The sequence below is a fragment of the Clostridium sp. N3C genome (genome assembly GCF_900095445.1).
Taxonomy (GTDB): domain Bacteria; phylum Bacillota; class Clostridia; order Clostridiales; family Clostridiaceae; genus Clostridium_AU.
In genome coordinates, this window is record NZ_FMJL01000012.1 from 56896 (window position 1) to 83021 (window position 26126).

Here is a 26126-nt window from a genome sequence, read left to right on the forward strand (position 1 = left end):
GTCTTTGGGGAACATACACAAAACAAAAAATTTATTTCCTTAGCCTAAAGGCTTTAATACATATGGCTGGATAGCTCAGTCGGTAGAGCAGAGGACTGAAAATCCTCGTGTCCCTGGTTCGATTCCTGGTCCAGCCACCATATATGGCGCTATAGCCAAGTGGTAAGGCACGGGTCTGCAACACCCTCATCCCCAGTTCAAATCTGGGTGGCGCCTCCATATAAAATTCCTTGAAAATGTGAATTTTCAAGGAATTTTTAATTATGATAAGGCGGTTTGCTTAGGTATTTATATGAAAATAGACCATGGATGATTGTTTTGCAAATAAAAACTTATCTTTTGAAAATATTTTATTGTTATAGATATATTAATGGAGCAATTTAAGTTTACTTGTAGAATAAGTAAAATAGGTTCTTTGTTTCAATCAATGGCAGTTCTTAAATGTATAGTAGTTTAACTATATACATTAAGGTGATATTTTTTCGAAGTACAACTTAATATGGAGGGGTATAATGGAAGGACAATTTTCCGGAATGAATAATTCAAATGAATTTAATCAAAGTGTTCAGAATCAGTATATGCAAAATTCGTATACTAACGGTCAGGGTCAAAATATGAATAATTTTGATATGCAGAGCCAAAATCTAAAATTTTGTAAGTTTTGTGGCGAAAAGATACCTATGGATGCGGTTATTTGTGTAAAATGTGGTAGACAAGTAGAAGAACTTAAAACTTCTAGTTCACAACCTAATATTGTAATTAATAATGATAATTCAAGTAGAAATACAAATGTATCGGCAGCATTTAATATGGGCAATCAGTACATGTACCCTGGAACTCCAAAAAGTAAACTCACTGCCTTACTATTATGTCTTTTCTTAGGTGTTTTTGGAGCTCATAAGTTTTATGAAGGAAAAGTAGGAATGGGACTTCTTTATATATTTACTTTAGGTTTATGTGGCTTTGGAGTTTTTATAGATTTTATTCGTTTGCTTTTTAGACCATCTATATATTATGTATAACTAAAAAAGCAATGAAGGAATGGAACTTAATTGAAAGGCTTTGTTTCTTTAGTGAACATAAAATAAATTATAAAAAGAAGCATGAAGTATTTCACCACTTTTGAAATACTTCATGCTTCTTTTTATGTGCTTTTACCTATATTGGTTAGAACATATCTTTCTTGTTTAAGTAATAGGCAGTAGCTGCACATAAAACCCCAATGATACCACATATAATCCAAAAGCCATTGTTACTAGTAGCTAAAGGCATTCCTGAAACATTCATACCAAATAGACCAGATATCATATTTGGAATTGACATAACTATAGTGATAGAGGCAAGTAATTTCATTACTATGTTTAAGTTGTTAGATATTACAGAGGCAAAGAAATCCATGGTGCCAGTAAGGATATTGCTGTATATGTTAGCCATTTCTATAGCTTGTTTATTTTCTATAATAACATCTTCTAGTACGTCTCTATCTTCTTCATATTTAGTTATAAAGTCTAGTTTCATCATTTTTTCTAGTGTAATTTCATTGGATTTAAGAGAAGTGGAAAAATACACCAGGGATTTTTCCAGGGAAAGAAGTTGAATTAACTCCTTATTTCTCATAGATTTGTGTAGTCTTTTTTCAACCATAAGGCTTTTCTTATCTATCTGCCTTAGATATAGCAAATAGTATGTTGCAATTCTATTTAGTATCTGCAAAATGAATCTAGAACGCTTAAATGTGAAGAAGGATTTTACCTTTCCTTCTACAAAGTCGGTAAGAATTTTGCTGTTTTTTAAGCATATGGTAATAATCTCGTTTTCTGTATGAATTATTCCTAGAGGGTAAGTATCATAGGTTAATGAGTTTTCTTCCATTTCTGTAAAAGGAATGTCAACAATAACAAGTACGTTGCTATCTTCTATGTCGAGACGGGAGGTCTCTTCATCGTCTAGAGGTGCTCTTAAAAATTCTATTGGAACCCCGGTCTTTTTTGAAACTAATAATAGCTCTTGGTCTGTAGGAGATACGAGGTTTATCCAACAGCCATTTTCTATGCTATCTATTTTCTGTAGTGAATTATTGCTATCACTTATGCTCTTATAAATGTTAATCATAGGACACACCTCCTAAATCTTTTTTTACAAACCTTATTATACATTTTAATTTGAAGGGTGTACAGGAAAAATTAAACACATAAAAAATAGAGAGTTGCCCTCTCTATTTTTTTACTTCGTTATAGAATTCTTCTTTAATTTCTGAAATTATATTTTCCTTCTGAATAATATCAAGGGCGGTTAAGGCTAAGGCGGAGGCAGCATCTATTGCTCTAGCTTGTGCAAAATCAGACAAGGTAGCAAGGGCAAAATCCTCTGTACCATAGGGTATATCATCTTTTTCTGTGATTTGAATATAAGGATGAATGCTTGCAGTACAATGACTGACATTTCCCATACTTAAGCCTTGCTCTATATCATAAATCCCACAACTGTCAATAATACCAAGCTCCTTGAGATTATGGCTAAAGATACGAGATAAGGTTTTGTTTGTAATCATCTCGCTATAGGGGAGTTGATAAATTTTAATTTCGGAGCTTACATTTGCTATAAAGGAAGCGGTTTCAACCAATCTTTTAATTTTACTTTCAACATCTTCAGCAATGGTATAATTATTAGCCCTTATATATAGCTTTATTTCAGAAACATCCTTAGGAAGAGATGGCGTATTACTATGATTGTTTAATATAGCGTCGATTTGTAAAGCATCCTTATAGCTCTTTATTAATAAATTCAAATTATTTAGGATAAAAAGACTAGCATCTATAGAGGATATACAATTGGATTTTAAGCAAAGAGTACCAGATGCCTTTGAAAATTTAATGCTTAGGGGTAAGACTGCCTTTGAAGTACCACCTTCCGCAGTAAGTATATCTGGATGTACCATCATAGCTACATCTATGTCATTAAAAACTCCTTGCTTTGACATGGTAACTTTAGAACCACCTCTATATTCGCCAGGGCAACCTAGAATGATTACAGTGCCACCAGTTTTATCTATAACCTTTGAAAGGGCCAAAGCAGCACTACAGGATATAGCGGTGCTTAAGTTATGACCATGAATATGTCCCTTCAATGGATCTGCATCTAAGTCGCAAAGAAAACAGATCTTTGGATAGTCTTTTCCATATTCAGCATAAAAGGCTGTAGAGATATCCAAAAAATTATTTGTTATCTTAAAGCTGTTATCGATTAATATTTTGGTTAAATATGCTGAAGCTTTTTCTTCCTTATAGCTTTCCTCTGGATTATCATAAAGAAACTTAGTTATATTGTAAATTTCAGACTTAATGCTGTTTAAGTATGATATAATTTCTTGTTTCATAAAGTCCTCCAAATAATAAGTATTATCTATTTCTTAAAAGAATTATAAAATTATTTTTCCCAAATATGATAATTGAATACGTATTTCTTATGATTGAAAAAAACTTAATTTTAAAAAGGTGGACAAAATAAATTTTGCTACTTTCCTGAATACAATATAGTATATGAGGCAATAATTTAAACAGTTTAAACATGTGTTAAGGAGGTGCATATCACCCTTCTAGATATAATTATTTTAAAGGAAGGGTGAGTGTAAGCTTATGACAAAACAAAGATGTATTATTTGTAGAAAGGAATTAAGTAATGGTATAATTATCAATGGGAGAATCATATGCAAGCCTTGTGAAAGTCGAGTGGTAAACTCAAAGGTAGATACAGATTTTTATAATTACTATAGAGATTGCATTAAAAAAAACTTAGTAGATTTATTACTAAAGGATGGAAGAATCCATAAAACAGAAAGCTATAGATAAAGCGTTTTTTGATACACTTTTTATTAGGAAAGGTCGGAATTTAATTGAAGAACTTACCAGTAGTAGAAGGATTGTTAAATTATATAAAGGAAAATAATGCACCTTTTTCAATGCCGGGGCATAAGGGTGGAAGAGCCTTTATGAATAGAGAAGAAGGTACGGGCCTTCAAAAAATCATGGTACATGGCGACATAACAGAAGTAGAAGGCTTGGATAATTATCATGACCCAAAGGGCATTATTAAAGAAGGACAGAATTTACTTAAAGAATTATATGGTAGTGAGGAATCTTATTTTCTGGTAAATGGTAGTACCAGTGGCAACTTGGTAATGATTTTTTCAACCTTTAAGGAAGGAGATAAAATTCTGGTTGAAAGAAACTGCCATAAGTCCATATTTAATGCTATAATATTGCGAAAGTTACAACCTATTTATATAAAGAATCTTTATAGTAGTATATATAATGCTCCCATATCTATAGATATGGAGCATTTTTTACGGCTTATAGAAAAGCACAGTGATATTAAAGGTATAATATTAACCTATCCTAATTATTATGGAACGGCTTGTGATTTGGCTACTATCATAGAAAAGTGCAAGGAAAAAGGTATAAAGGTATTGATAGATTGTGCTCATGGAGCTCATTTTGGAATAAGTGAAATGTTGCCTGAAAACCCTATGAAGCTAGGAGCACATATGGCGGTAATGAGTGCGCATAAAACCCTGCCAAGTTTAACTCAAACGGCATACCTACACCTTGGTAGAGATGTGGATAAGAATAAGGTAAAATTTTACTTAAGCGCCTTTTCCTCGACCAGTCCATCCTACATTTTTATGGCATCTATGGATTATGCAAGATTTTATTTAAGTGAGTATGGAAAAGAAGAGTTTGAAAACTGTATTAGTTTAGTAGAGAAATATGGCGAAAAAATAGATAAGTTACAAGGTTTTTCTGTTTGGAAAGAGGAGGATATACACCAAGAATATCCTAAGTGTCAACTAAAAATGGATCGAAGCCGATTGGTTATCCATGTGGATGAGGGATATAGTGCCCACCTTATACTTGATTATTTAAGAGAAAAAGGCCTTCAATGTGAGATGAGCGATGGGTATAATCTGGTGCTTATTGCTTCACCTTTTAATAGTTTAGAGGATTATAAAAGGTTGTATGATGCTTTGAAACAGTGTCCTTTGGATAAGTTTAAAGTAGATTTTCATATGAATTGGAAAAGTAATTTACCAGAGGTTGGTCTTTTGCCTTGGGAAGCTTTAGAAAGTGAAGTGGAAGAGATGAATCTTAATGATAGCGTGGGTAGAATAAGTGCTGCTAATATAGTACCTTATCCACCGGGTATTCCTTTAATAATGATGGGGGAAATTATAGATAAATTTACTGTGAATATGATACAATATTGTATAAGAAATGGAGTTACAATATTAGGATTTGAAGGAAATAAGATAAAGGTTGTTAAAAGATGAGAAAAGAGGTTTATTTATAATGAAGGGAAAATTAATTATAATAGATGGTTCAGATGGTAGTGGAAAGGCTACCCAAAGCTTAAAGTTATTTCATCGTTTACAGCAAGAGGGGTATAAGGTTAAAAAAGTAGAGTTTCCTGATTATGATAGTGACTCTTCTGCTCTTATTAAAATGTATCTTAATGGTAGTTTTGGCAGTGATCCTAATGCGGTTAATCCTTATGTAGCCTCTTCTTTTTATGCCGTTGATAGATATGCTTCCTATGTTATGAAATGGAAGGACTTCTATGAAGAAGGTGGAATTATCCTAAGTGATCGCTATACTACCTCAAATATGGTACACCAAGCAGCAAAGATTGAGGATGATCAAGAAAAAGAAAAATTCTTAAATTGGTTATGGGATTATGAATTTAATTTATTCGGTTTGCCTGTACCAGATGCAGTAGTTTTCTTAGATGTACCGGCAGAATATAGTAGAAAGCTTATGGAAGAACGTTTAAATAAATTCACTGGTGAAGATAAAAAAGATATTCATGAAAGTAATATAGATTTTCTTCAGAATTCATATAATAATGCTAAAAAAATTGCTGAAAAATACAAATGGATAAGAATAAATTGTGTAAAGAATAATACTATGTATTCCATTGATGAAATCCATGAAAAGATCTATGAAAATTTAAGAAAGATTCTTGAAAAATGATGTCCATAAGCTGTTTGGGTAAATTTTATAAATTACTATTTTACCTAATACATATGTGATAAAATATTAATAGGTGTAGCATATAAGGAGGGATTATATGAAACTTATAATAGCAATTGTTCAAGATGATGATGCAGGGGACTTAATAGATTGTTTAACAGATGAAGGCTTTAGAGTTACAAAATTAGCAACTACCGGTGGATTTCTAAAATCCGGTAATACCACATTAATGATAGGCGTAGAAGAGGAAAAATTAGATAGCGCATTAGGATTTATCGAAAATATTTGCAAAACAAGAAAACAGGTTGCTACATCTCCTTCTCCTATAGTAGGATCTACTGGTATGTATGTACCTTATCCTGTGGAAGTACAGGTAGGAGGAGCAACAGTATTTGTAATAGATGTGGATAAATTTATTCGTTACTAGTACATAAAGTGATTTATATATAGAAAGGGTTAATAAGCAAATTTACAAGGGGTGATGACATGAGTAATAATAAAATAATAGGGCATGAACTGATAAGACAATACTTTCATAATGCTATAGGACAAGGGGCTTTATCTCATGCACACCTGCTTGTTGGCGATGACGGCATTGGCAAAAGCTTAATAGCTAAAGAGGCCGCTGTTAAGATTCTTGGTAAAACTGAAATAAAGCAATATGTTGATATTTTGGAATATAGAATTCTAAAAGGGAAAAAGCTAATAGGAGTAGATGAAATAAGAAATGTAATAGAGGAAGTAAATAAAAGACCCTATGAAGGAGATAAAAAAGTAATAATTGTTCATAATACAGATAAGTTAACCACTCAGGCTCAAAATGCCTTTTTAAAAACCATTGAGGAGCCGCCAAAGGGAGTGTACATATTTCTTTTAGTTGAAAATAACGAAGCTATATTGGATACCATAAAATCAAGATGTCAGATACATAAGCTGAATAGTTTGACTTCTTTAGAGATGGAGGAGTTTATTAATAAAGTTTATCCAGGCTTAGAGGAAAACAAAAAGAAAACACTATTGGCTTTTTCTAATGGCATTCCAGGAAGATGCCAGCTTTTTATGGAAAACGAAGATTTTAATGATATTAGAAATACATCAGCTCAGATGATACTTGATATGAACAGGATTTCTGAAGAAAAATTTCAAGAGTACAGCAAGTTTTTATTAAAGTATAAAGATTATAGTGATGAGGTATTGGATACAATTCTCTCCTATATAAGAGACATAATAATTTATAAGGATACGGGAAAATTAAATTTATTGATGAATAAGGATAAAGCTAGTTTTGTAGAGGATGCCTCTGCTTTTTTCTCATATAAAAAGTTAGAGGCGGTTATTGGGATAATAAAAGATGTAAGAAGTAATTTAAACAGTAATGTAAATCCTTCACTAACCTTTGATGTAATGCTAGCAACAATGCTAAATTCTTAGTATTCAATAGATTAATTAAGTGTTAGGAAATCAAAATATTTTGAAAGGCTCAACTGGAGGTTAATATGGTAAAAGTAGTTGGAGTACGATTTAAAAAAGCTGGAAAGATATACTATTTTGATCCTGCAGATATTGATATAAATAAAGGTGATAATGTTATAGTAGAAACTGCTAGAGGTATTGAATTTGGCCAATGTGTTATAGGCCCTAAAGAAATTGGTGAAGAAGAAATGGTAGCTCCTCTTAAAAGTGTATTAAGAAAGGCTACAGAAGAAGATGTTAAAATACATTATGAAAATAAGGAAAAAGAGAAAAAAGCCTTTGATATATGCTTAAATAAGATTGCTGAGCACAATTTGGAAATGAAATTAATAGATGTAGAATATACCTTTGATAATAATAAAGTTATTTTTTACTTTACCGCTGATGGTAGAGTTGATTTTAGAGAATTGGTAAAGGATCTTGCGGCTATATTTAAGACTAGAATAGAATTAAGGCAGATAGGTGTTAGAGATGAAGCTAAGATGGTTGGCGGATTAGGGCCCTGTGGCAGAGCCTTATGTTGTTCATCTTTCTTAGGAGATTTTGCCTCTGTTTCTATTAAGATGGCAAAGGAACAGAATTTATCTTTAAATCCTACAAAGATTTCAGGTATATGTGGCCGATTGATGTGCTGTTTAAATTATGAACAGAGAACTTATGAGCAAATAAGAAGAAAACTTCCTAAGGAGGGTTCTATAATAGATACACCTAGTGGAAGAGGAGAAGTTATATCTAATAGTGTTGTAAGAGAAAAGGTTAAAGTAAAGATTAGTAATCCAGATAGTGAGGATTTAATAGAGGAATTTAGTATTCATGATGTTACATTAGTATCTGGTAGTTATGAAGATACCATTACTGAGGAAGAAATTAAAATAGAAATTGATGATGATATTCAAGAAGAAGATGTGAAAGGCCTTTTTGAGGAGAATTGAGGTGGTTCTATGAAGGAAATTCTTAAAGTATGTAATATGAAGAGCATGGAAGATGTAAACCATGTTAGAAGAGCAATTTCAAGCAACGAAGGAGTAGTTGCTTGTGAAATTAATAAGGATAAAGGTGAAGTGAGTGTAGTTTTTGATAGTTACTTTGTTAACATAGATCAAATTATCCAGTCTATAGAGGATTTGGGGTATACGGTATTGTAAAGTAAAAAAGGACTTTTAAAAGTAGAATAAACGTGGTAAAATATAGCTTGGACACAGAATGTTTAAGAAGGTTAAGGAGGAGTTTGTCATGGCATATCAGATTGCAGACACATGTATTAGTTGCGGAGCTTGTGCTTCAGAATGTCCAGTTAGCTGCATTTCAGAAGGAGATACTCAGTATCAGATAGATGCTTCTTCTTGCATAGAATGTGGCAGCTGTGCAAGTGTTTGTCCAGTTGGAGCACCTGCTCAAGAGTAATTGGGCATAAAAAAGACCGTAGAAATATGGTCTTTTTTATTTTTTGATAGTTAGCAATTTGACATTGTTATAGCTTGTAGGCAGAGAAGTGATTTCTATAGTTGAATCATTAATTTTTTCAACAGTATTCATTTTTATAATAAAGTCTTCAGCCCCTTCTAAGCTAATAGGGGTAAAATTGGTTTTATAGTGCATTGGAAAAATAATAGGACTCTTTATAGCCCTAGCCACAAAAGCTGCTTCCTCTGCATTTATTGTGAAGTTCCCACCGATAGGGATCATGAGTATATCTACAGTGCCTATATCCTTCAAAGTTTTTTCGTTTAGTATATGACCTAAATCTCCTAAATGACATATGGTGAAACCATTCATTTCAATTACAAAGATTATATTATTTCCTCTTTTAGCTCCATATTCTCTGTCATGGAAGGAGGATATTCCCTTTATCTTGATATTGCCCACCACATGGCTACCCATAGAATCGATTATCCTAGGAATTCCAGGTAGGTCTTGTGAATTATTATGGTCAAAGTGATTATGACTTATGGTTACTACATCGACTGATTCGTTAGGCAGAGTATATCCAAGAGTTTTATCAAAAGGATCTGTCAGAAGCTTTGCGCCGGAACTGTCTTGTAAAAGAAAACAAGAATGACCAAACCAAGTAATTTTCATTAACATCATTCCTTTAAAAGATTCTATATTTATTAATATTAACCTTCTAATAATAAATTATGATATAAGGATTAAAGAGTAATTGATGGTAAGGCGACTTTGGATTTTTGATAGTAATTTAGGAGAAGATATCAGTTACAAAAAATGTATGTAGTTGTGTAAAAAATAAAAAGTTGGACATAATATGCAATAAGCAAAATTGTACAAGCAATTTTAACATATTAGCAATTGAATTTTTTATTAAAATGATTTACAATTAATATAGGTCAAAGAAAGTCAAAGTCTGTGAGGTGGTACAAAAGTGAGATTGTCTGATATTATCGAAGAATTTATAAAAGATTTGTTGAATGAAAATGTAGATAATGAGTTAATGATACAACGTAATGAATTAGCAAATCATTTCAGTTGCGCTCCATCTCAGATAAATTATGTTTTAACTACTAGGTTCACAACGGATAAAGGTTATTATATTGAAAGTAGAAGAGGCGGTGGGGGCTGCATAATAATAAAAAGGATGAATCATAAAAAGGGAAAGAACCTTTTAGATACCATAAATGAAAGAATTGGAGACAGCATAACTAATGATAAGGCTGTTCAAATTATAGAAGGATTGCAGCAATCTAATTTAATAACAGATAGAGAAGCAGCTATTATGAAGGCCACTGTTAATGATAGAACTTTATACGGATCTGAAAATAGAAACGCTCTTAGAGCTGATATTCTTAAGTCTATAATGATGATTTTGTGTCATCAGTAAGGAGGGATTATATGTATTGTGATAAGTGCAAGACTAACATTGCCACAGTTCATATTGTAAAGGTGATAAATGGTGTTAAGCAGGAGTTTAATTTATGTCAAGATTGTGCTAAAGAAAGTAAGGAAATTGACTTAGGCGAGTCTTTAAGTTTTCATAATTCCTTTTCCTTTCAAAATATATTAAGTGGCCTAATGGATTATTTTGATCAATCCCATAGAACTAGTACTGCAAGGGAGGCTATGTGTCCTACTTGTGGAACTACTTATGGAGAATTTAAAAAGACTGGTGTTTTGGGATGTAATAATTGCTATAGTTATTTTAACTCAGTGATAATGCCGGTAGTAAGAAGGGTTCAAGGAAATGTAGAGCATACGGGAAAGATACCAGTAAGAGCAGGGAAAGATATACTTGGTAAGAGAAGATTAAATCATTTAAAAGAAGAATTGCAGAAAGCTATTTTAATGGAGGAATATGAGAGAGCTGCGGAATTGAGGGACAAAATTAGAGAGCTTCAAAAAAGCGAGGGGGAGATATAGATGAGAAATTGGCAACATTATGCTGAAAATACCGAGGATTTAGTAATAAGCAGCAGAATTAGAGTGGCCAGAAACTTAAATAATAGAAACTTTTCCCACAAGCTAAGAGAAGATGAGGAAAGAGAACTTGTAAAAGAAGTAGAAGATTCACTTTTTAAATCTTCACATATAAGGCAGAATTATAAGTCTATACATTTATGGGAGTGTAGTGATCTACAAGCTACAAGGTACTTAGAAGAGCATTTAATAAGTAAAGAACTTATAAAAAATAAGGAAGGTTCAGCATTTGTTTTAGGTGAAGAGGATACGGTAAGCATAATGATTAATGAGGAAGATCATATTAGATTGCAATGTATATCTGCAGGCTTTAATCTAAGAGAAAGTTATGCTTTGGCCAACAAGATAGATGATCTTATAGAGGAAAGTGTTGAATATGCCTTTGATGAAAAAATAGGATATATCACAGCTTGTCCCACTAATTTAGGTACTGGCCTTAGAGGTTCTGTTATGATTCATCTCCCAGCTTTGACAATGAATAATGAAATGAATGGAATACTTAAAGCCTTAACTCAAGTAGGTATGACTATTAGGGGACTGTATGGTGAAGGTAGTAAAGCCTTAGGCAATATCTATCAAATCTCAAATCAGATTACCTTGGGACTATCGGAAGAAGATATAATTTCAAATTTAGAAGCAGTAGTAAATGAAATTATAGGCCAAGAAATTGCTACAAGAAATCGGCTATATTCCACTTATAAATATGAATTAGAGGATAAAATATACAGATCCCTAGGAATTTTAAGAAGTGCTGCTTTGTTAAATTTAAATGAATGTTTTGAATTATTATCTAGTGTAAGGATGGGGGTTGAAATGGGTATAATTAAGGATGTAGATAAATGCTTGTTAAACCAACTATTAGTAGCAACTCAACCGGCGTCCTTACAGTTAAGTTTTAATGCTAGGTTAAATGATAAGGAGTTAAATATAAATAGAGCAAGATTGGTGAGAGAAACACTAAAATAGTGCATAGTTTTTATATGGAGGTGTAGAGAATATGATGTTTGGTAGATTTAGTGAGAGATCACAAAAGGTCCTTGTTTATGCTCAAGAAGAAGCAAGGGATTTTAAGCATGGATATGTAGGAACAGAGCACATTCTCTTAGGACTGCTAAGAGAAGATGATGGTATCGCAAGTAGAGTACTAAATGATATGGGAATAACCTTAGAAAAAGTTAAAAAATTAATTGATGATTTTGAAGGTAAGGGAGATTTTGAGTTCTTTAAGAATGAAATACCTCTTACTCCTAGAACAAAGAGGTTATTAGAGCTAAGTCATATTGAAGCAAGAAATTTAAATCACAACTATATTACTCCTGAACATATATTACTAGCTTTAATTAGAGAGTCTGAAGGTGTAGCCTTTACTATATTAGCAAACCTGAATGCTGACTTTGAAAAAATAAGAAAAGAAATACTTCAGAGCATGGCAGGACAACAGCAAACTGCATCAGTTTCAGGGGGTAGAAGTAAGGATCAGTCTACACCAAACCTAAACCAATTTGGACGTGATTTAACAGAGATGGCTAGAGAAGGAAAGCTAGATCCTGTTATAGGTAGAAGCAGTGAAACTCAAAGAGTATTGGAAATATTGTGCCGTAGAATTAAGAACAATCCATGTTTGATTGGAGATCCTGGAGTTGGAAAAACAGCTATAGCAGAAGGTTTAGCTCAAAGAATAGTGGAAGGTAGTATACCAGAAATCTTAAAGGATAAGAGAGTAGTAACCTTGGATTTATCCTCTATGGTAGCAGGTTCTAAGTATAGAGGAGAATTTGAAGATAGATTAAAAAAAGTTATGGAGGAAATTAGAAAGGCAGGAAATGTAATACTCTTTATAGATGAAATCCATACTATAATTGGCGCAGGTGGTGCTGAAGGGGCTATTGATGCTTCTAATATTTTAAAACCAGCTTTAGCAAGAGGAGAAATTCAATGTATTGGTGCCACTACCATAGATGAATATAGAAAATATATAGAAAAGGATTCTGCTTTAGAAAGAAGATTTCAACCGGTTATGGTAGGAGAGCCTACTAAGGAAGAAGCTATTCAAATATTAAAGGGTTTAAGAGATAAGTATGAAGCTCACCATGGAGTAAAGATTACTGATGATGCTATAGAAGCGGCAGTAAATTTATCTGATAGATATATAACCGATAGATATTTACCAGATAAGGCCATAGATTTAATTGATGAAGCAGGAGCAAAGGTTAGGATTCAAAATCTTACTGCACCACCGGATCTAAAAGAAATGGAAGAAAAATTAGAAAAGATTACAAGAGAAAAGGAAGATGCTATTAGAGTTCAAGACTTTGAAAAAGCTGCCCAGCTTAGGGATTTGGAAAAGGAACTAAAGGATAAGCTTGAAAATGAGAAAAAGAATTGGAAAACTCAAAATGATGTAACTAAATATATAGTTTCAGAAGCTCAGATAGCTAGTGTAGTATCAAAATGGACAAATGTTCCTGTAGAGAAATTAACAGAAAAGGAATCTGAGAGATTGCTTAAACTAGAAGAAATTCTTCATAAAAGGGTTATAGGGCAAGAAGAAGCAGTTAAAGCAGTGGCTAGAGCCGTAAGAAGGGCTAGAGTTGGTTTGAAAGATCCTAATAGGCCTATTGGTTCCTTCATTTTCTTAGGGCCTACTGGTGTTGGTAAAACAGAACTTAGCAAGGCTTTGGCTGAAGCTATGTTTGGTGATGAAAGTAATATAATCAGAATAGATATGTCTGAGTATATGGAGAAGCATGCAGTGTCTAGGCTCATAGGATCCCCTCCAGGATATGTGGGATATGATGAAGGTGGTCAGCTCTCTGAAAAAGTAAGAAGAAATCCTTATTCTGTTGTATTGTTTGATGAAATAGAAAAGGCTCATCCAGAGGTATTTAACATACTATTGCAGATACTGGAGGATGGAAGATTAACAGATGGAAAGGGAAAAACCGTTAACTTTAAAAATACTATTGTAATTATGACTTCTAATGTAGGAGCTTCAACTATTAAGAAGCAGAAGACCTTGGGCTTCAATGTGGATGGAGAAAAAGAAAGAGAAAATGAATATGAAAAGATGAAAGAAAATGTAATGGATGAGTTAAAGCGTAACTTCAGGCCTGAATTCTTAAATAGAATTGACGATATAATAGTATTCCATCAGTTAGAAGAAAAAGATCTAAGAAAAATAGTTTCCTTAATGCTAAATTCTGTAGCAAAGAGACTTGAAGAGCAAGGTATTAGTATTAAGTTTGATGAATCTGCAGAAGAGTATTTAGCTAAGGAAGGCTTTGATAGTCTTTATGGGGCTCGTCCTCTTAGAAGGGCAATTACTAAGACTGTAGAGGATAGATTATCTGAAGAAATATTGAAAGGTAATATTAAGGCTGGCGAAAGTATTAAAGTTTATGTAAAAGATGGTGAACTACAATTTGAAAATGTTGTATAATAAGAAAAGATATTAATGCTTTTAAAACTATAAGATATTTCTCAGCCTTGCTGAGGAATATCTTTATTGATATTAAAATATGGCTGTAGGATTTAAAAGCTGTATTATTGGCTTTTTTACTTGAAAAATAGGAGATGCTTATGAAAACAAAAACTATTTATATATGCTCAAATTGTGGCTATGAAAGTCCTAAATGGATGGGAAAATGTATAGATTGTGGAGCTTGGAACACCTATCAGGAAGAAGTGGTGGAAGTAAAAAAATCCTCAGGGACAAAGGCTGTTACAGCTAGGAAGACTGTAACAGCTAAAAGATTGACAGAGGTAACCGGCAGCAATAGTGACAGGATTATTACCAGCATTAGTGAATTTAATAGGGTTATGGGGGGAGGTATAGTTAGAGACTCCTTGACCATAATCACAGCTAAACCAGGAGCAGGTAAATCAACCTTGCTATTGCAAGTGGCAGATGATGTAAGTACCAAGGGATATAAGGTTTTGTATGCCTCTGGAGAAGAAAGTGAGAGTCAGATAAAGAACCGGGCTGAAAGAATATTAAAAAAAATAAATAATGATATTTGGGTAGTATCTGATTCTAATATGAACAATGTGCTTCATTCAATAAAGGAAATAGATCCAGATCTAATAATTATAGATAGTATTCAAACCTTTGCCTTGGAGGAATATAGTTCTAGACCAGGTTCTCCTACGCAAACCATGGAGTGTGCTAATGAATTATTGAGAGTAGCTAAAAACGAAGCAAAACCTAGGGCTGTCATAATGGTTGGTCAAATGACTAAAGAAGATGAAATTGCAGGACTTAGAGCTTTGGAGCATCTAGTAGACACGGTACTTATAATCGATGGAGAAAGTGGCGAGGAGCTTAGGTCTTTGATAGCCTCTAAAAATAGATTTGGCAGTACCGGAGAAATGGGTTTCTTTTCCATGACGGAAGAGGGGATGGTCCCTATCGATAATCCTTCTGAATTTTTTATGACCAAAAGAGAACCGGGACAATTAGTTTCTGGCAGTGCCTTAACAGTTATAAAAGAGGGAACAAGGCCAATTATTGTAGAAATAGAAAGTTTAGTTTCTCATTCCTTTACTCCATATCCATCTCGAATAGGTGAAAGTATAGGGAGAGAGCAATTAAATACTTTAATTTCTATCTTGGAGCAAAGAGGCAAAATTCCTCTGTATGATAAAAACGTGGTTATTAAAAGCACTGGAGGTATTAAACTTCGAGAACAATCAGTAAATTTGGCTGTGATTATGAGCATAGTATCTTCAACAAATAATACACCTATTGATAGTGATACTGTATTTGTTGCAGATGTAGGTTTAACGGGAGAGTTAAAGAAGGTACCTTCCTTGGAAACTAGAATAAGAGAACTAGATAGAATGGGCTTTAAAAGAGTTTATATAGCTAAAGATGCAATTAAAGATAAATCTAAATTCAAAGACATTAAAGTAATAGAACTTAATAATATTCAGCAAGTAATTGGCAATATATTTAAATAATAAGTATAAATATTGTAAAAAAAGTTGACAATATAAAAGTATATTTGGAAAGCGCTAAGATGGTGATGGTATGAGGCAAGATCATGATAAGGAATTAAAAAGTATTTTAAAGGTAGTAGCACCGGGCACTCAGCTTAGAGAGGGATTAGAAAACATTTTAAGAGCAAAAACCGGAGCTTTAATAGTTCTGGGAGATAGTGAAGAAATTATGAAGCTAGTTGATGGCGGTTTTATGATAAATGCCGAATATAATTCTTCATATATATATGAATTAGCAAAAATGGATGGAGCTATAGTTTTAAGTAGCGATTTGAAAAGGATACTTTTCGCTAATACTCAGTTAGTTCCCGATTCTTCTATCCCAACCTTTGAAACGGGAACAAGACATAGAACCGCTAATAGAGTAGCTAAACAGACTGGTGCTATAGTAATTGCTATATCTCAAAGAAGGCATATTATTAGTATTTATAAAAATGATTTAAAATATGTCTTGAGAGAAAGTAGTGTTGTATTAGCTAGGGCTAATCAAGCTATTCAAACTTTAGAGAAATATGTATCTGTACTGGATAGAGTTTTGAATAATTTAAATACTCAAGAGTTTCAGGATATGGTTACCTTAATGGATGTAACTACAGCAATACAAAGAACCGAAATGGTCATGCGAATTGTAGCAGAAATAGAGAGATATATATGCGAACTAGGCAATGAAGGAAGGCTTATAAGCATGCAGCTCAATGAGCTAGTTAAGTTTATTGAACAGGATGGAGTTTTGCTCATAAGGGATTATTGTAGGGTGGATTTAGACTATAACGAAGTGTATAAAGAAATTCAAAATTTATCTTCTGACGAGATTTTAGATGTGGATTTAATAGCTAAATTGCTAGGATATAGTGGTGTGCCACTGATGGATACCTTAATATCTCCTAGAGGCTATAGAATACTCTCTAAAATTCCTAGAATCCCATCTACGGTTATAGAAAACTTGGTAAAGAATTTTAAAGAACTGAAAGCAGTTATAGAAGCAAGCCATGAGGAGTTAGACAAGGTAGAAGGTATAGGTGAAGCTAGAGCTAAGGCTATTAGAAGAGGATTGAGAAGAATAAAGGAGCAAATACTTCTTAAGCAAAATCATTAATATGTAAATTTTAAATCACAAATAAATGCAAAAAAAGAACAATAACTAACTACATAGCTATTGTTCCAAGTTTATATTATCTACATGTATATTATCTAAAGGTATATTTACCTAGTGTATCTATTTTGTCATATTCTTTTATAAATACATCATAAACGCTTATATCAAGGAGATTGCATAAAGCAGTTAAGTAAAAAATATTGTTACCAAGTTCTCTTTCTATAACTTCTCGGCAACCCTCACATAGGTTACCTTCTATATGAGTTTTCATACAATCCGTTAAGGATTCTATGGAATCCCCATCGCAGGGGACTTGTTGTTTTGAAGCCTTTATAGTGACACAACCACAGTTAGTTACAGCTTTCACTACTGCTCTGTTTATTCTTGCGTTTGATTCTTGAAACTTAGTCAAAATATCTAAAATGCTTTTATGCCTTAATAATGATTCGTTAACCTTAATTTGAAGTTCGTCTAATATAACATCTTTCATAAGTTTCAACTCCTTAAACTATTTTCATAAAAGTTATCTAATATATAAGATATCTTTTAAATATGGTCAAACAAAGCAGATTAACTTTATGTCCATATTTATATAATATATTCAAATTATTTTATTTCATAGGGGGTAAGTGAAAGCGTGTATAATAAAAGTTGAAAATGACCATTAATTAATATATATTAAATATAAGCTAAAACCCAATACTAATATATGAAACTTGTATTCTTAATTTAAGAATACACGACGATTTCTAAATATTCAATTAAATTCTTAAATTGGATATAAATAATTGACAATATTTTCATATAAAAAATTTAAATTATACTTTGATTTATAAAGGAGGTGAAAATATGCTCAAAAAAATATTAAGGGCACTTTTTACATTTATGGGTAGTACCCTTGGATACTTTATAGGGCATATTCTATTAAAGACTGAATATGTTTCAAGTAATGCTTTTATCAATGATAAGCCCTTGAATCAAATTCTACTTTTGCTCTTTTCAATATTTTTATTTGGCATTATATTTTTCTTAATATCACCATTATTTAATGCTATCATAACTAATGCAATGGAATATGTAGAGAAGAGTATTCAAAAGTTGCCGGCAAATGTCATTCTTTTTGGAGCATTTGGTGCCATTTTAGGATTGGCTATATCAACAATGATTGTTAATGTATTAAGTCGTATACCCTACATTGGAGTGCCTTTGTCAGTAGTTATCAATACAATATTTGCGGTATTAGGTGCTGATATAGCTGTTAAAAAGAGAGATGAATTAATGAGCTTATTTTTTAATATCAAGAAAAAAAGTAATTCTAAAGATAAAAAATCAAAGAATTCTTCTAGTGCGAGGGTAAAAATATTGGATACATCTGTTATAATAGATGGAAGAATTTTCGACTTGTGTCAAACTGGATTTATTGAAGGAGCTCTTGTTATACCTAATTTTGTACTGGAGGAATTAAGACACATTGCAGATTCATCTGATTCCTTAAAAAGAAACAGGGGACGAAGGGGTTTAGATATACTCAATAAAATTCAAAAGGAACTTAGTATGGAAGTAATAATTACTGAAAAGGACTTTCCAGAGATTTTAGAAGTGGATAGTAAATTATTAAAGCTTTGCCAAACAATGAATGGTATGGTAATTACAAACGACTATAATTTGAACAAGGTAGCAGAGGTTCAAGGAGTTGCTGTACTAAATATAAATGAATTGGCTAATGCAATAAAACCTGTGGTTTTACCTGGAGAAGAAATGACAATTCAAGTTGTAAAGGATGGAAAAGAGTCTGGTCAGGGAATTGCTTATTTGGATGACGGAACTATGATCGTAGTGGAAGATGGGAGAAAGTCTATAGGAGAAACTATAGATGTGGTAGTTACTTCTGTGCTTCAAACCGCTGCAGGTAGAATGATTTTCGCAAGGCAAAAAGACATTTTAGAAAAAGCAAATTAGGAAGGTAAAGTATGGATAAAGATAATATAGCTTTAATAGTAGCCGCAGGAAAAGGTAAAAGAATGGGCAGTGAAATTAGCAAGCAATTTTTAACCCTTAAGGGAAAGCCTATTTTATATTATACTATTAAAGCCTTTTCTCAATGTGAAAAAATTGATTCTATAGTTTTGGTCTTGGCAAAAGAGTATATGGATTTTACAAGAAAAGAAATAGTAGAAAAATATGATTTCAAAAAGGTAAAGACTTTGATAGAAGGGGGTAAAGAGAGGCAGCAATCTGTATATAATGGACTGAAGGCTATTGATAATTGTAATATAGTAGCTATACATGATGGTGCAAGACCTTTTGTTACCACTGATATAATTGAAAAGGGAATAATTTATGCTGAAGAGTATGGCGCTAGTGCCTGTGGGGTTAATCCTAAGGATACTATTAAAGTGGTCAATGAGCAGGGTTTTTCAGTGACTACACCGGATAGAAACACATTAATGGCGGTACAAACTCCCCAATGTTTTAAATTTGATCTTATAAGGCAGTGTCATATGAAAGCGGAAATTGAAAAGTTTACTGCAACAGATGATACTATGATTGTTGAGCATTATGGTCATAGAGTGTATTTATACGAGGGCGATTATAAAAATATTAAAGTTACTACTCCGGAAGATATGCTCTTAGGGGAAGAGATTTTAGATAAACTTTAAGGAAATATTGACACTAAATTGTGTAGAAATTATAATTATGAGGAAAACAATGATAAATACATTTTCAAACTAAATATATGCGATGAGGAAGAATATTAGAAAAGTATACAGAGAGAAAATCCATGGCTGAGAGATTTTCAAATTTTCGAACCCGCTTCTGAGCAGTAGCTAATAACTACCGGTAATACCGTTATAGATAATGAGTACAAATTTAGGTGGTACCGCGACCAAAACTCGCCCTAATAGGGTGGGTTTTTCTTTTTTGATGATAGATTTTGGTAAAATAAATTTGGGAGGAAGAGATTATGTCAAAAAATAAGAAGAAGGTAGAAGCAATAACAAGCATGGATGTTGATTTTGCTCAATGGTATACAGATATAGTAAAGAAGGCAGAGTTAGTGGATTATGCTAGTGTAAAGGGATGTATGATTCTTAGACCTTATGGTTATGCCATTTGGGAAAATATACAGAAGGATTTGGATAGAAGATTTAAGGAAACAGGTCATGAAAATGTGTATATGCCTATGTTTATACCAGAATCACTTTTGCAAAAGGAGAAGGATCATGTAGAGGGATTTGCTCCAGAGGTAGCCTGGGTTACTCATTTTGGAGAGGAAAAGCTTACAGAGAGACTTTGTGTGAGACCAACTTCTGAAACTTTATTCTGTGAACATTATGCTAAGGTTGTTCAGTCTTATAATGATTTACCAAAGCTTTATAATCAGTGGTGTTCTGTAGTTAGATGTGAGAAGACTACAAGACCTTTCTTAAGAACTACAGAATTTTTATGGCAGGAAGGTCATACTATTCATGCTACTGCAGAGGAAGCTCAGGAAGAGACCATAAGAATGTTAAATATATATGCTGATTTCTGTGAGGATGTTTTAGCTATTCCAGTGGTAAAAGGTCAAAAGACAGAAAAAGAGAAATTTGCAGGAGCTGAAGCTACTTACACTATAGAAAGCTTGATGCATGATGGAAAGGCTCTTCAGTCAGGAACTTCCCACTACTTTGGAGATAACTTTGCAAAGGCTTTTAACATACAATACACAGACAAAAATGGTAAGTTGCAATATGTATATGAAACCTCTTGGGGTATGACTACCAGACTAATTGGTGCAGTTATAATGGTTCATGGAGATGATAATGGTTTAGTATTACCACCTAAAATTGCACCTATTCAATTAGTTATAGTTCCTGTAGCCCAACATAAAGAAGGAGTACTAGACAAAGCGGAAGAACTTAAAAATAGATTAAAAGGACTTGTTAGACTTAAGTTGGATTCTAGCGACAAGACTCCAGGTTGGAAGTTCGCAGAGTATGAAATGAAAGGTGTTCCTGTAAGATTAGAAATTGGACCAAAGGATATAGAAAATAATCAGTGTGTATTAGCAAGAAGAGATACTGGTGAAAAGATTATAGTTTCATTAGATGCAGTTGAAGAGGTTGTTGTAAAACTTCTTGAAACTATTCAGAAGGATATGTTAGAGAGAGCTAGGGGAAATAGAGATAATAAAACCTATACTGTAACAAGCCTTGAGGAATTTGCTAGCACTGTAGAAAATAAACCGGGCTTTGTTAAGGCTATGTGGTGTGGAGAGAGACAGTGTGAAGATATAATCAAGGAAATGACAGGAGCAACATCTAGATGTATTCCTTTTGAACAAGAGCAAATTACTGATACTTGCGTATGTTGTGGAAAGCTTGCTAAGCATATGGTATACTGGGGAAAAGCTTATTAATTGTTAGTAAAGATTTTTAACTAGATTAAGAAGAATGTTTACCTTTAAACAAATGTGGTATAAAATAGATAATAAATTAAGCGAGCAAGGAGGGATAGATAATGAAAATATATAATACCTTAAAAAAGGGTAAAGAAGAATTTGTACCCTTAAAAGAAGGGGAAGTAAACATGTATGTTTGCGGACCTACAGTGTATGATTTGTTCCATATAGGTAATGCAAGAACCTTCATCGTGTTTGATACTATAAGAAGATACTTTGAATATAGAGGTTACAAAGTAAATTTCGTTCAAAACTTTACAGATATAGATGATAAGATGATTGCTAGAGCTAATGATGAAAATACAACGGTTAAGGAACTTGGAGATAGATATATAGCTGAATATTACAAGGATGCAGATGGCTTAAACATAAAGAGGGCTACTGTGAATCCGAGAGCTACTTTGTTCATCGATGAAATAATTAGCTTTGTAAAAGACTTGATAGACAAGGAATATGCTTACGAAGTAGATGGAGATGTTTACTTTAGTACAAAGAAGTTTGAAGAGTATGGTAAGTTATCTGGGCAGAATCTTGAGGATTTACAAGCTGGTGCTAGAATAAATGTGGATGAAAGAAAGAAGGATCCTATGGATTTTGCTGTTTGGAAGAAGCAAAAACCAGGTGAGCCTGCTTGGGAAAGCCCTTGGGGGCTAGGAAGACCAGGATGGCATATTGAATGCTCATGCATGGCAGATAAACTGCTAGGTAAGACTATTGATATTCATGCTGGTGGTACAGATTTAATCTTTCCTCACCATGAAAATGAAATAGCTCAAAGTGAAGCTAGAAATAGTGCGCCTTTCGCCAGATATTGGATGCATTCAGCCTTCATAAATGTTAACAATCAAAAAATGTCTAAGTCTCTAAATAATTTCTTCACAGTTAGAGAGATATTAGAGAAGTATGATGCAGATGTGTTGAGATTCTTCATGCTATCTGCCCACTATAGAACTCAGTTAAATTTCAGCCTTGAGTTACTGGATTCAGCTAAAGCTTCTGTAGAAAGATTGTATAATACTATAGGAAATCTTGAACGATATCTTGATGTAGCTGAAAAAGAAGAATTACAAGATAGGGAGCAAGCTTTTGTAGACACTTTGAATTCCTATAGACAAAAGTATATAGATAAAATGGACGATGACTTTAATACTGCGGATGCAATAGCAGTTATATTCGATCTAATAAGAGATATTAACATTAATGTTTCTGCTAATTCATCTAAAGAACTTATTCAATTGTCTTTAAATTTGATTAGGGAATTAGGAGCTCCTCTTGGTATACTTCAAAAGTCTACAAAGGTAAGCTTGGAGGAGGAAATAGAAAAGCTTATAGAGCAGAGACAGCAAGCTAGAAAGGAAAAGAATTGGGCTCTAGCTGATAAAATAAGAGATGATCTTAAAGCTAGAGGAATAATTCTTGAAGATACCCCTCAAGGAGTAAGATGGTTTATAAAGAAGTAATATAAATTTTAGTAAAAGGTTAAGCTAAAATTATAAAGCTTAGCCTTTTTTAGCTATATTGAAATTGCTTGTAAAGTGATGTATATTTATCCTGATAATTTAGCAAAAAGTATATAAAGCTAAGATAGGAGAAGAAAGAATGCTTTTTAATTATACAGGAAAAACCATAAAGCCAGAAGAAGCTAAAAGGGTTAATGCCTTGTCTTTAGCTTTTATTGGTGATGCGGTTTTTGAAGTTATGGTAAGAGAATATTTAATTATTAATAATTTAAATTTATCAGCTCATAAATTGCACTTAAAGGCGGTATCTTATGTTAAGGCAAATTCACAAAGAGCGATTTTTAGGCGTTTACAAAAATATTTAACGGAAGACGAGATATACATATATAAAAAGGGACGCAACACAAAGTCGCCTACTATGCCTAAAAATGCTACAGTGTCAGATTACAGGGCTGCTACTGGCTTTGAATGCCTTATAGGTTATTTATATATAACGGGGCAAAGCCATAGAATACAGGAAATCATGGATATAATATTTGATGAAAATAAAGCTGCTGAGGAGTGATGATATGAAAAACAATAGAGAATTTAACAAAAGAAATGATAAGGGTGCTGCAATGGATGGAAAGGAGTATAGAGCTTTAAGAAATAATGAAAATAGAGAAGATCTTATTGAAGGAAGAAATGCGGTAATAGAAGCTTTACGTAGTGGTAGAACCATAGAAAATATTCTAATAGCTAAAGGGGATAGAGAAGGGGCTGTAAATGTGATAACTGCTTTAGCTAAGGAAAAAGGTATAGTTATTAAGGAAGTGGATAGGAGAAAGCTAGATAACATGTCTTCAACTGGAAGTCACCAAGGGGTTATAGCTCAAACAACTCCCTATAATTATTGCGAAGTTGAAGATATAATCCAGTATGCAAAGGAAAAAGGAGAAGATCCTTTTATAATTGTGTTAGATGAAATAGAGGATCCACATAATTTAGGATCTATAATTAGAACTGCTGAGGTCTGTGGCGCTCATGGTATTATTATTCCTAAGAGAAGAAATGTAGGAGTAACAGCAGCGGTGTATAAATCCAGCGTTGGAGCCGTTGAATATGTTAAAATTGCCAAGGTTACAAATATAAATAATGTTATTGATACTTTAAAGGATCAGGGAATATGGGTTTATGGAGCTGACATGGATGGAGAGGAATATTGTTATGAGGCTGACTTGAAGGGACCTATAGCCTTGGTTATCGGTAGTGAAGGTAGAGGAATGTCTAGACTAACTAAAGAAAAATGCGATAAAATTGTTAAGATTCCAATGCGTGGTAATGTAAATTCCTTAAATGCTTCTGTAGCGGCGGGGATTATTATGTATGAAGTTTTAAAAAATAGGATATAAAAATTTTTTATATATTTATCTGAAATATAAAGTGGAAAAATGTTGGAAAATGTAACTTGGGAAAGAGTATCTTGAAAAAATAGGAAAAAACCTGTAGAACCCGTTGATTTATCTTGACTTGCATATTTATGCTAGGGTATAATTTAAAATGGAACGTATGAATAAGGGGGGGATACTCTTGGAAGTAAGGAGAATGCATTTAAAAACGTTTACGAATTTTGAAGACAAACTTGACGAAGAAATTGTTATGGAAGCGAAAAAAGGAGATACTAGAGCACAAGAGTATCTTATAAATAAGTACCAGAATTTTGTAAAGTCTAAGGCTAAATCTTACTTTTTGATTGGTGCAGATAAGGAGGATATTTACCAAGAAGGAATGATTGGGCTTTATAAGGCCATTCGTGACTTTAAGCCAGATAAGTTATCTTCCTTTAAGGCTTTTGCTGAACTTTGTGTAACTAGACAAATTATCACAGCAATAAAAACAGCTACCCGACAAAAACATATACCTCTAAATACATATGTTTCTTTGAATAAACCTATCTATGATGAAGAGTCTGATAGGACTTTGCTAGATATATTATCAAGTATTAAGGTTTCTGACCCTGAAGAGTTGGTAATTAGCAAGGAGGAAATGAATCATATTGAGGCTGAAATAGGAGAGGTGCTTTCCGATCTAGAGATGGAAGTTCTAATGTCCTATTTAGATGGTAAATCCTATCAAGAAATTGCCTGTGATTTGGATAGACATGCGAAGTCTATTGACAATGCTCTTCAAAGAGTAAAGAGAAAATTAGAAAAATGTTTAAGTAATAGATAAACTTTCATATTGACAAATTGAATTATTAGTAGTAAAATTTCTAATTGTTACATGAAAAATTGAATGAAAGCGGGTGTAACTCAATGGCAGAGTTCTAGCTTCCCAAGCTAGCTACGAGGGTTCGATTCCCTTCACCCGCTCCATATATTGCCCATATAGCTCAGTAGGCAGAGCGTCACCTTGGTAAGGTGGAGGTCACCGGTTCGATCCCGGTTATGGGCTCCAATTAATACATACAACACGCCAGGCAAAGTTTATTTGTAATAATTAAATATATACTTGTGAAATTAGGAGTATATTTAAAGATTCATTAAGGAGGAAACGTAATGTCAAAGGCAAAATTTGAAAGAAGCAAACCCCATGTTAACATTGGAACAATTGGTCACGTAGACCATGGTAAGACAACATTAACAGCAGCAATAACAACAGTATTAGCAAACAAAGGATTTGCAGAAGCATTTAAGTATGACGAAATAGATAAGGCACCAGAAGAAAAAGAAAGAGGAATCACAATCAACACTACACACGTTGAGTATGAAACAAACAACAGACACTATGCACACGTTGACTGTCCAGGACACGCTGACTATGTAAAGAACATGATTACAGGAGCAGCACAGATGGACGGAGCAATCCTAGTAGTAAGTGCAGCAGATGGTCCAATGCCACAGACAAGAGAACATATCTTGCTAGCATCAAGAGTAGGAGTTGACTACATCGTAGTATTCTTAAACAAGGCAGATATGGTAGACGATCCAGAATTACTAGAATTAGTTGAAATGGAAGTAAGAGAATTATTAAATGAATACAACTTCCCAGGAGATGATATTCCAGTAATCACAGGATCAGCATTAAAAGCATTAGAAAACCCAACAGATCCAGAAGCTACAAAGTGCATAGATGAATTAATGGCAGCAGTAGACAGCTATATCCCAACTCCAGAAAGAGCAACAGATAAGCCATTCTTAATGCCAGTAGAAGATGTATTT

27 protein-coding genes and 4 tRNA genes are annotated in these 26126 nt (G+C 33.2%); 27 read left to right on the forward strand and 4 right to left on the reverse strand.

Features of this window, described 5'->3' with window-relative positions:
- Positions 1–64 precede the first annotated feature (64 nt).
- The 3 genes from N3C_RS05765 to N3C_RS05775 all read left to right on the forward strand — a co-directional run bounded on the left by N3C_RS05765 (position 65) and on the right by N3C_RS05775 (position 1022).
- Positions 65–140: transfer RNA gene (locus N3C_RS05765), tRNA-Phe, on the forward strand.
- 5 nt (positions 141–145) lie between these two features.
- Positions 146–219, forward strand: a tRNA-Cys gene (locus tag N3C_RS05770).
- Between the two features lie 293 nt (positions 220–512).
- Entirely contained in the window at positions 513–1022 is a 510-nt protein-coding gene (locus N3C_RS05775) for a TM2 domain-containing protein (RefSeq protein ID WP_207648608.1), read from the forward strand.
- 145 nt (positions 1023–1167) lie between these two features.
- Here N3C_RS05775 and N3C_RS05780 read toward each other — a convergent pair whose 3' ends face one another.
- Positions 1168–2112 (reverse strand): magnesium transporter CorA family protein, encoded by a 945-nt coding sequence (locus N3C_RS05780; RefSeq protein WP_074365106.1) that lies wholly within the window; start codon positions 2110–2112, stop codon positions 1168–1170.
- Positions 2113–2215: 103 nt separating this feature from the next.
- Entirely contained in the window at positions 2216–3376 is a 1161-nt protein-coding gene (locus N3C_RS05785; RefSeq protein WP_074365107.1) for a zinc-binding metallopeptidase family protein, read from the reverse strand.
- 259 nt (positions 3377–3635) lie between these two features.
- On the opposite strand from N3C_RS05785, the gene N3C_RS05790 reads away from it, so the two are divergent.
- From N3C_RS05790 to N3C_RS05825, 8 genes are all read left to right on the forward strand, one after another.
- Entirely contained in the window at positions 3636–3848 is a 213-nt protein-coding gene (locus tag N3C_RS05790; protein ID WP_074365108.1) for a sigma factor G inhibitor Gin, read from the forward strand.
- A 44-nt stretch (positions 3849–3892) separates the two neighbouring features.
- Positions 3893–5326, forward strand: a complete 1434-nt coding sequence (locus N3C_RS05795) for an aminotransferase class I/II-fold pyridoxal phosphate-dependent enzyme (RefSeq protein WP_074365109.1) — start codon at positions 3893–3895, stop codon at positions 5324–5326.
- 19 nt (positions 5327–5345) lie between these two features.
- Complete coding sequence (locus tag N3C_RS05800; RefSeq protein WP_074365133.1) at positions 5346–6026, forward strand: dTMP kinase; 681 nt, start codon at positions 5346–5348, stop codon at positions 6024–6026.
- A 97-nt stretch (positions 6027–6123) separates the two neighbouring features.
- A complete protein-coding gene (locus tag N3C_RS05805) occupies positions 6124–6453 on the forward strand; it encodes a cyclic-di-AMP receptor (RefSeq protein ID WP_074365110.1) in 330 nt (109 codons plus the stop codon).
- 59 nt (positions 6454–6512) lie between these two features.
- The gene (locus tag N3C_RS05810) at positions 6513–7457 is read left to right on the forward strand and encodes a DNA polymerase III subunit delta' (protein ID WP_074365111.1); all 945 of its coding nucleotides are present in this window, start codon (positions 6513–6515) and stop codon (positions 7455–7457) included.
- Positions 7458–7522: 65 nt separating this feature from the next.
- Positions 7523–8431, forward strand: coding sequence for a PSP1 domain-containing protein (locus N3C_RS05815; RefSeq protein ID WP_074365112.1), 909 nt, complete (start codon positions 7523–7525; stop codon positions 8429–8431).
- 9 nt (positions 8432–8440) lie between these two features.
- Positions 8441–8644 (forward strand): heavy-metal-associated domain-containing protein, encoded by a 204-nt coding sequence (locus N3C_RS05820; protein ID WP_074365113.1) that lies wholly within the window; start codon positions 8441–8443, stop codon positions 8642–8644.
- Between the two features lie 88 nt (positions 8645–8732).
- On the forward strand, positions 8733–8903 hold the full coding sequence (locus N3C_RS05825; RefSeq protein ID WP_074365114.1) for an indolepyruvate ferredoxin oxidoreductase subunit alpha: 171 nt from the start codon (positions 8733–8735) through the stop codon (positions 8901–8903).
- Positions 8904–8939: 36 nt separating this feature from the next.
- On the opposite strand, the gene N3C_RS05830 is transcribed toward N3C_RS05825, so the two are convergent.
- Positions 8940–9578: an MBL fold metallo-hydrolase gene (locus tag N3C_RS05830; protein WP_074365115.1), complete on the reverse strand. Its 639-nt coding sequence runs from the start codon at positions 9576–9578 to the stop codon at positions 8940–8942.
- Positions 9579–9879: 301 nt separating this feature from the next.
- Between N3C_RS05830 and N3C_RS05835 the strand changes: the two genes are divergently transcribed.
- From N3C_RS05835 to disA, 6 genes are all read left to right on the forward strand, one after another.
- The gene (locus N3C_RS05835; RefSeq protein WP_074365116.1) at positions 9880–10335 is read left to right on the forward strand and encodes a CtsR family transcriptional regulator; all 456 of its coding nucleotides are present in this window, start codon (positions 9880–9882) and stop codon (positions 10333–10335) included.
- Between the two features lie 11 nt (positions 10336–10346).
- The gene (locus N3C_RS05840; protein WP_074365117.1) at positions 10347–10871 is read left to right on the forward strand and encodes a UvrB/UvrC motif-containing protein; all 525 of its coding nucleotides are present in this window, start codon (positions 10347–10349) and stop codon (positions 10869–10871) included.
- The gene (locus N3C_RS05845) at positions 10872–11894 is read left to right on the forward strand and encodes a protein arginine kinase (RefSeq protein WP_074365118.1); all 1023 of its coding nucleotides are present in this window, start codon (positions 10872–10874) and stop codon (positions 11892–11894) included. It begins immediately after the preceding gene.
- Between the two features lie 31 nt (positions 11895–11925).
- Positions 11926–14367 carry an ATP-dependent Clp protease ATP-binding subunit gene (locus N3C_RS05850; RefSeq protein WP_074365119.1) on the forward strand — a complete coding sequence of 814 codons (2442 nt, stop codon included), beginning with the start codon at positions 11926–11928 and terminating at the stop codon, positions 14365–14367.
- 140 nt (positions 14368–14507) lie between these two features.
- Positions 14508–15887, forward strand: a complete 1380-nt coding sequence (radA, locus tag N3C_RS05855) for a DNA repair protein RadA (protein WP_074365120.1) — start codon at positions 14508–14510, stop codon at positions 15885–15887.
- A 70-nt stretch (positions 15888–15957) separates the two neighbouring features.
- Complete coding sequence (disA, locus tag N3C_RS05860) at positions 15958–17022, forward strand: DNA integrity scanning diadenylate cyclase DisA (protein ID WP_074365121.1); 1065 nt, start codon at positions 15958–15960, stop codon at positions 17020–17022.
- A 91-nt stretch (positions 17023–17113) separates the two neighbouring features.
- On the opposite strand, the gene N3C_RS05865 is transcribed toward disA, so the two are convergent.
- Entirely contained in the window at positions 17114–17512 is a 399-nt protein-coding gene (locus N3C_RS05865; RefSeq protein WP_074365122.1) for a nucleoside triphosphate pyrophosphohydrolase family protein, read from the reverse strand.
- 359 nt (positions 17513–17871) lie between these two features.
- Here N3C_RS05865 and N3C_RS05870 point away from each other — a divergent pair, with 359 nt between their 5' ends.
- From N3C_RS05870 to N3C_RS05915, 10 genes are all read left to right on the forward strand, one after another.
- Positions 17872–18981 carry a PIN/TRAM domain-containing protein gene (locus N3C_RS05870; RefSeq protein ID WP_074365123.1) on the forward strand — a complete coding sequence of 370 codons (1110 nt, stop codon included), beginning with the start codon at positions 17872–17874 and terminating at the stop codon, positions 18979–18981.
- A gap of 11 nt (positions 18982–18992) precedes the next feature.
- Complete coding sequence (gene ispD / locus N3C_RS05875; RefSeq protein WP_074365124.1) at positions 18993–19682, forward strand: 2-C-methyl-D-erythritol 4-phosphate cytidylyltransferase; 690 nt, start codon at positions 18993–18995, stop codon at positions 19680–19682.
- A gap of 305 nt (positions 19683–19987) precedes the next feature.
- Positions 19988–21424 carry a proline--tRNA ligase gene (gene proS / locus N3C_RS05880; protein WP_074365125.1) on the forward strand — a complete coding sequence of 479 codons (1437 nt, stop codon included), beginning with the start codon at positions 19988–19990 and terminating at the stop codon, positions 21422–21424.
- A gap of 101 nt (positions 21425–21525) precedes the next feature.
- Positions 21526–22926 carry a cysteine--tRNA ligase gene (gene cysS / locus N3C_RS05885; protein WP_074365126.1) on the forward strand — a complete coding sequence of 467 codons (1401 nt, stop codon included), beginning with the start codon at positions 21526–21528 and terminating at the stop codon, positions 22924–22926.
- A gap of 139 nt (positions 22927–23065) precedes the next feature.
- The gene (locus tag N3C_RS05890) at positions 23066–23491 is read left to right on the forward strand and encodes a Mini-ribonuclease 3 (protein ID WP_074365127.1); all 426 of its coding nucleotides are present in this window, start codon (positions 23066–23068) and stop codon (positions 23489–23491) included.
- Positions 23492–23543: 52 nt separating this feature from the next.
- Positions 23544–24317: a 23S rRNA (guanosine(2251)-2'-O)-methyltransferase RlmB gene (gene rlmB / locus N3C_RS05895; protein WP_074365134.1), complete on the forward strand. Its 774-nt coding sequence runs from the start codon at positions 23544–23546 to the stop codon at positions 24315–24317.
- Between the two features lie 193 nt (positions 24318–24510).
- Positions 24511–25137: an RNA polymerase sporulation sigma factor SigH gene (gene sigH / locus N3C_RS05900; protein WP_074365135.1), complete on the forward strand. Its 627-nt coding sequence runs from the start codon at positions 24511–24513 to the stop codon at positions 25135–25137.
- A 69-nt stretch (positions 25138–25206) separates the two neighbouring features.
- Positions 25207–25280: transfer RNA gene (locus tag N3C_RS05905), tRNA-Gly, on the forward strand.
- A gap of 6 nt (positions 25281–25286) precedes the next feature.
- Positions 25287–25362 (forward strand) — tRNA-Thr (locus N3C_RS05910).
- A gap of 101 nt (positions 25363–25463) precedes the next feature.
- Positions 25464–26126 (forward strand): GTP-binding protein (locus tag N3C_RS05915; RefSeq protein ID WP_143312608.1); only part of this gene is annotated, 663 nt, incomplete at its 3' end.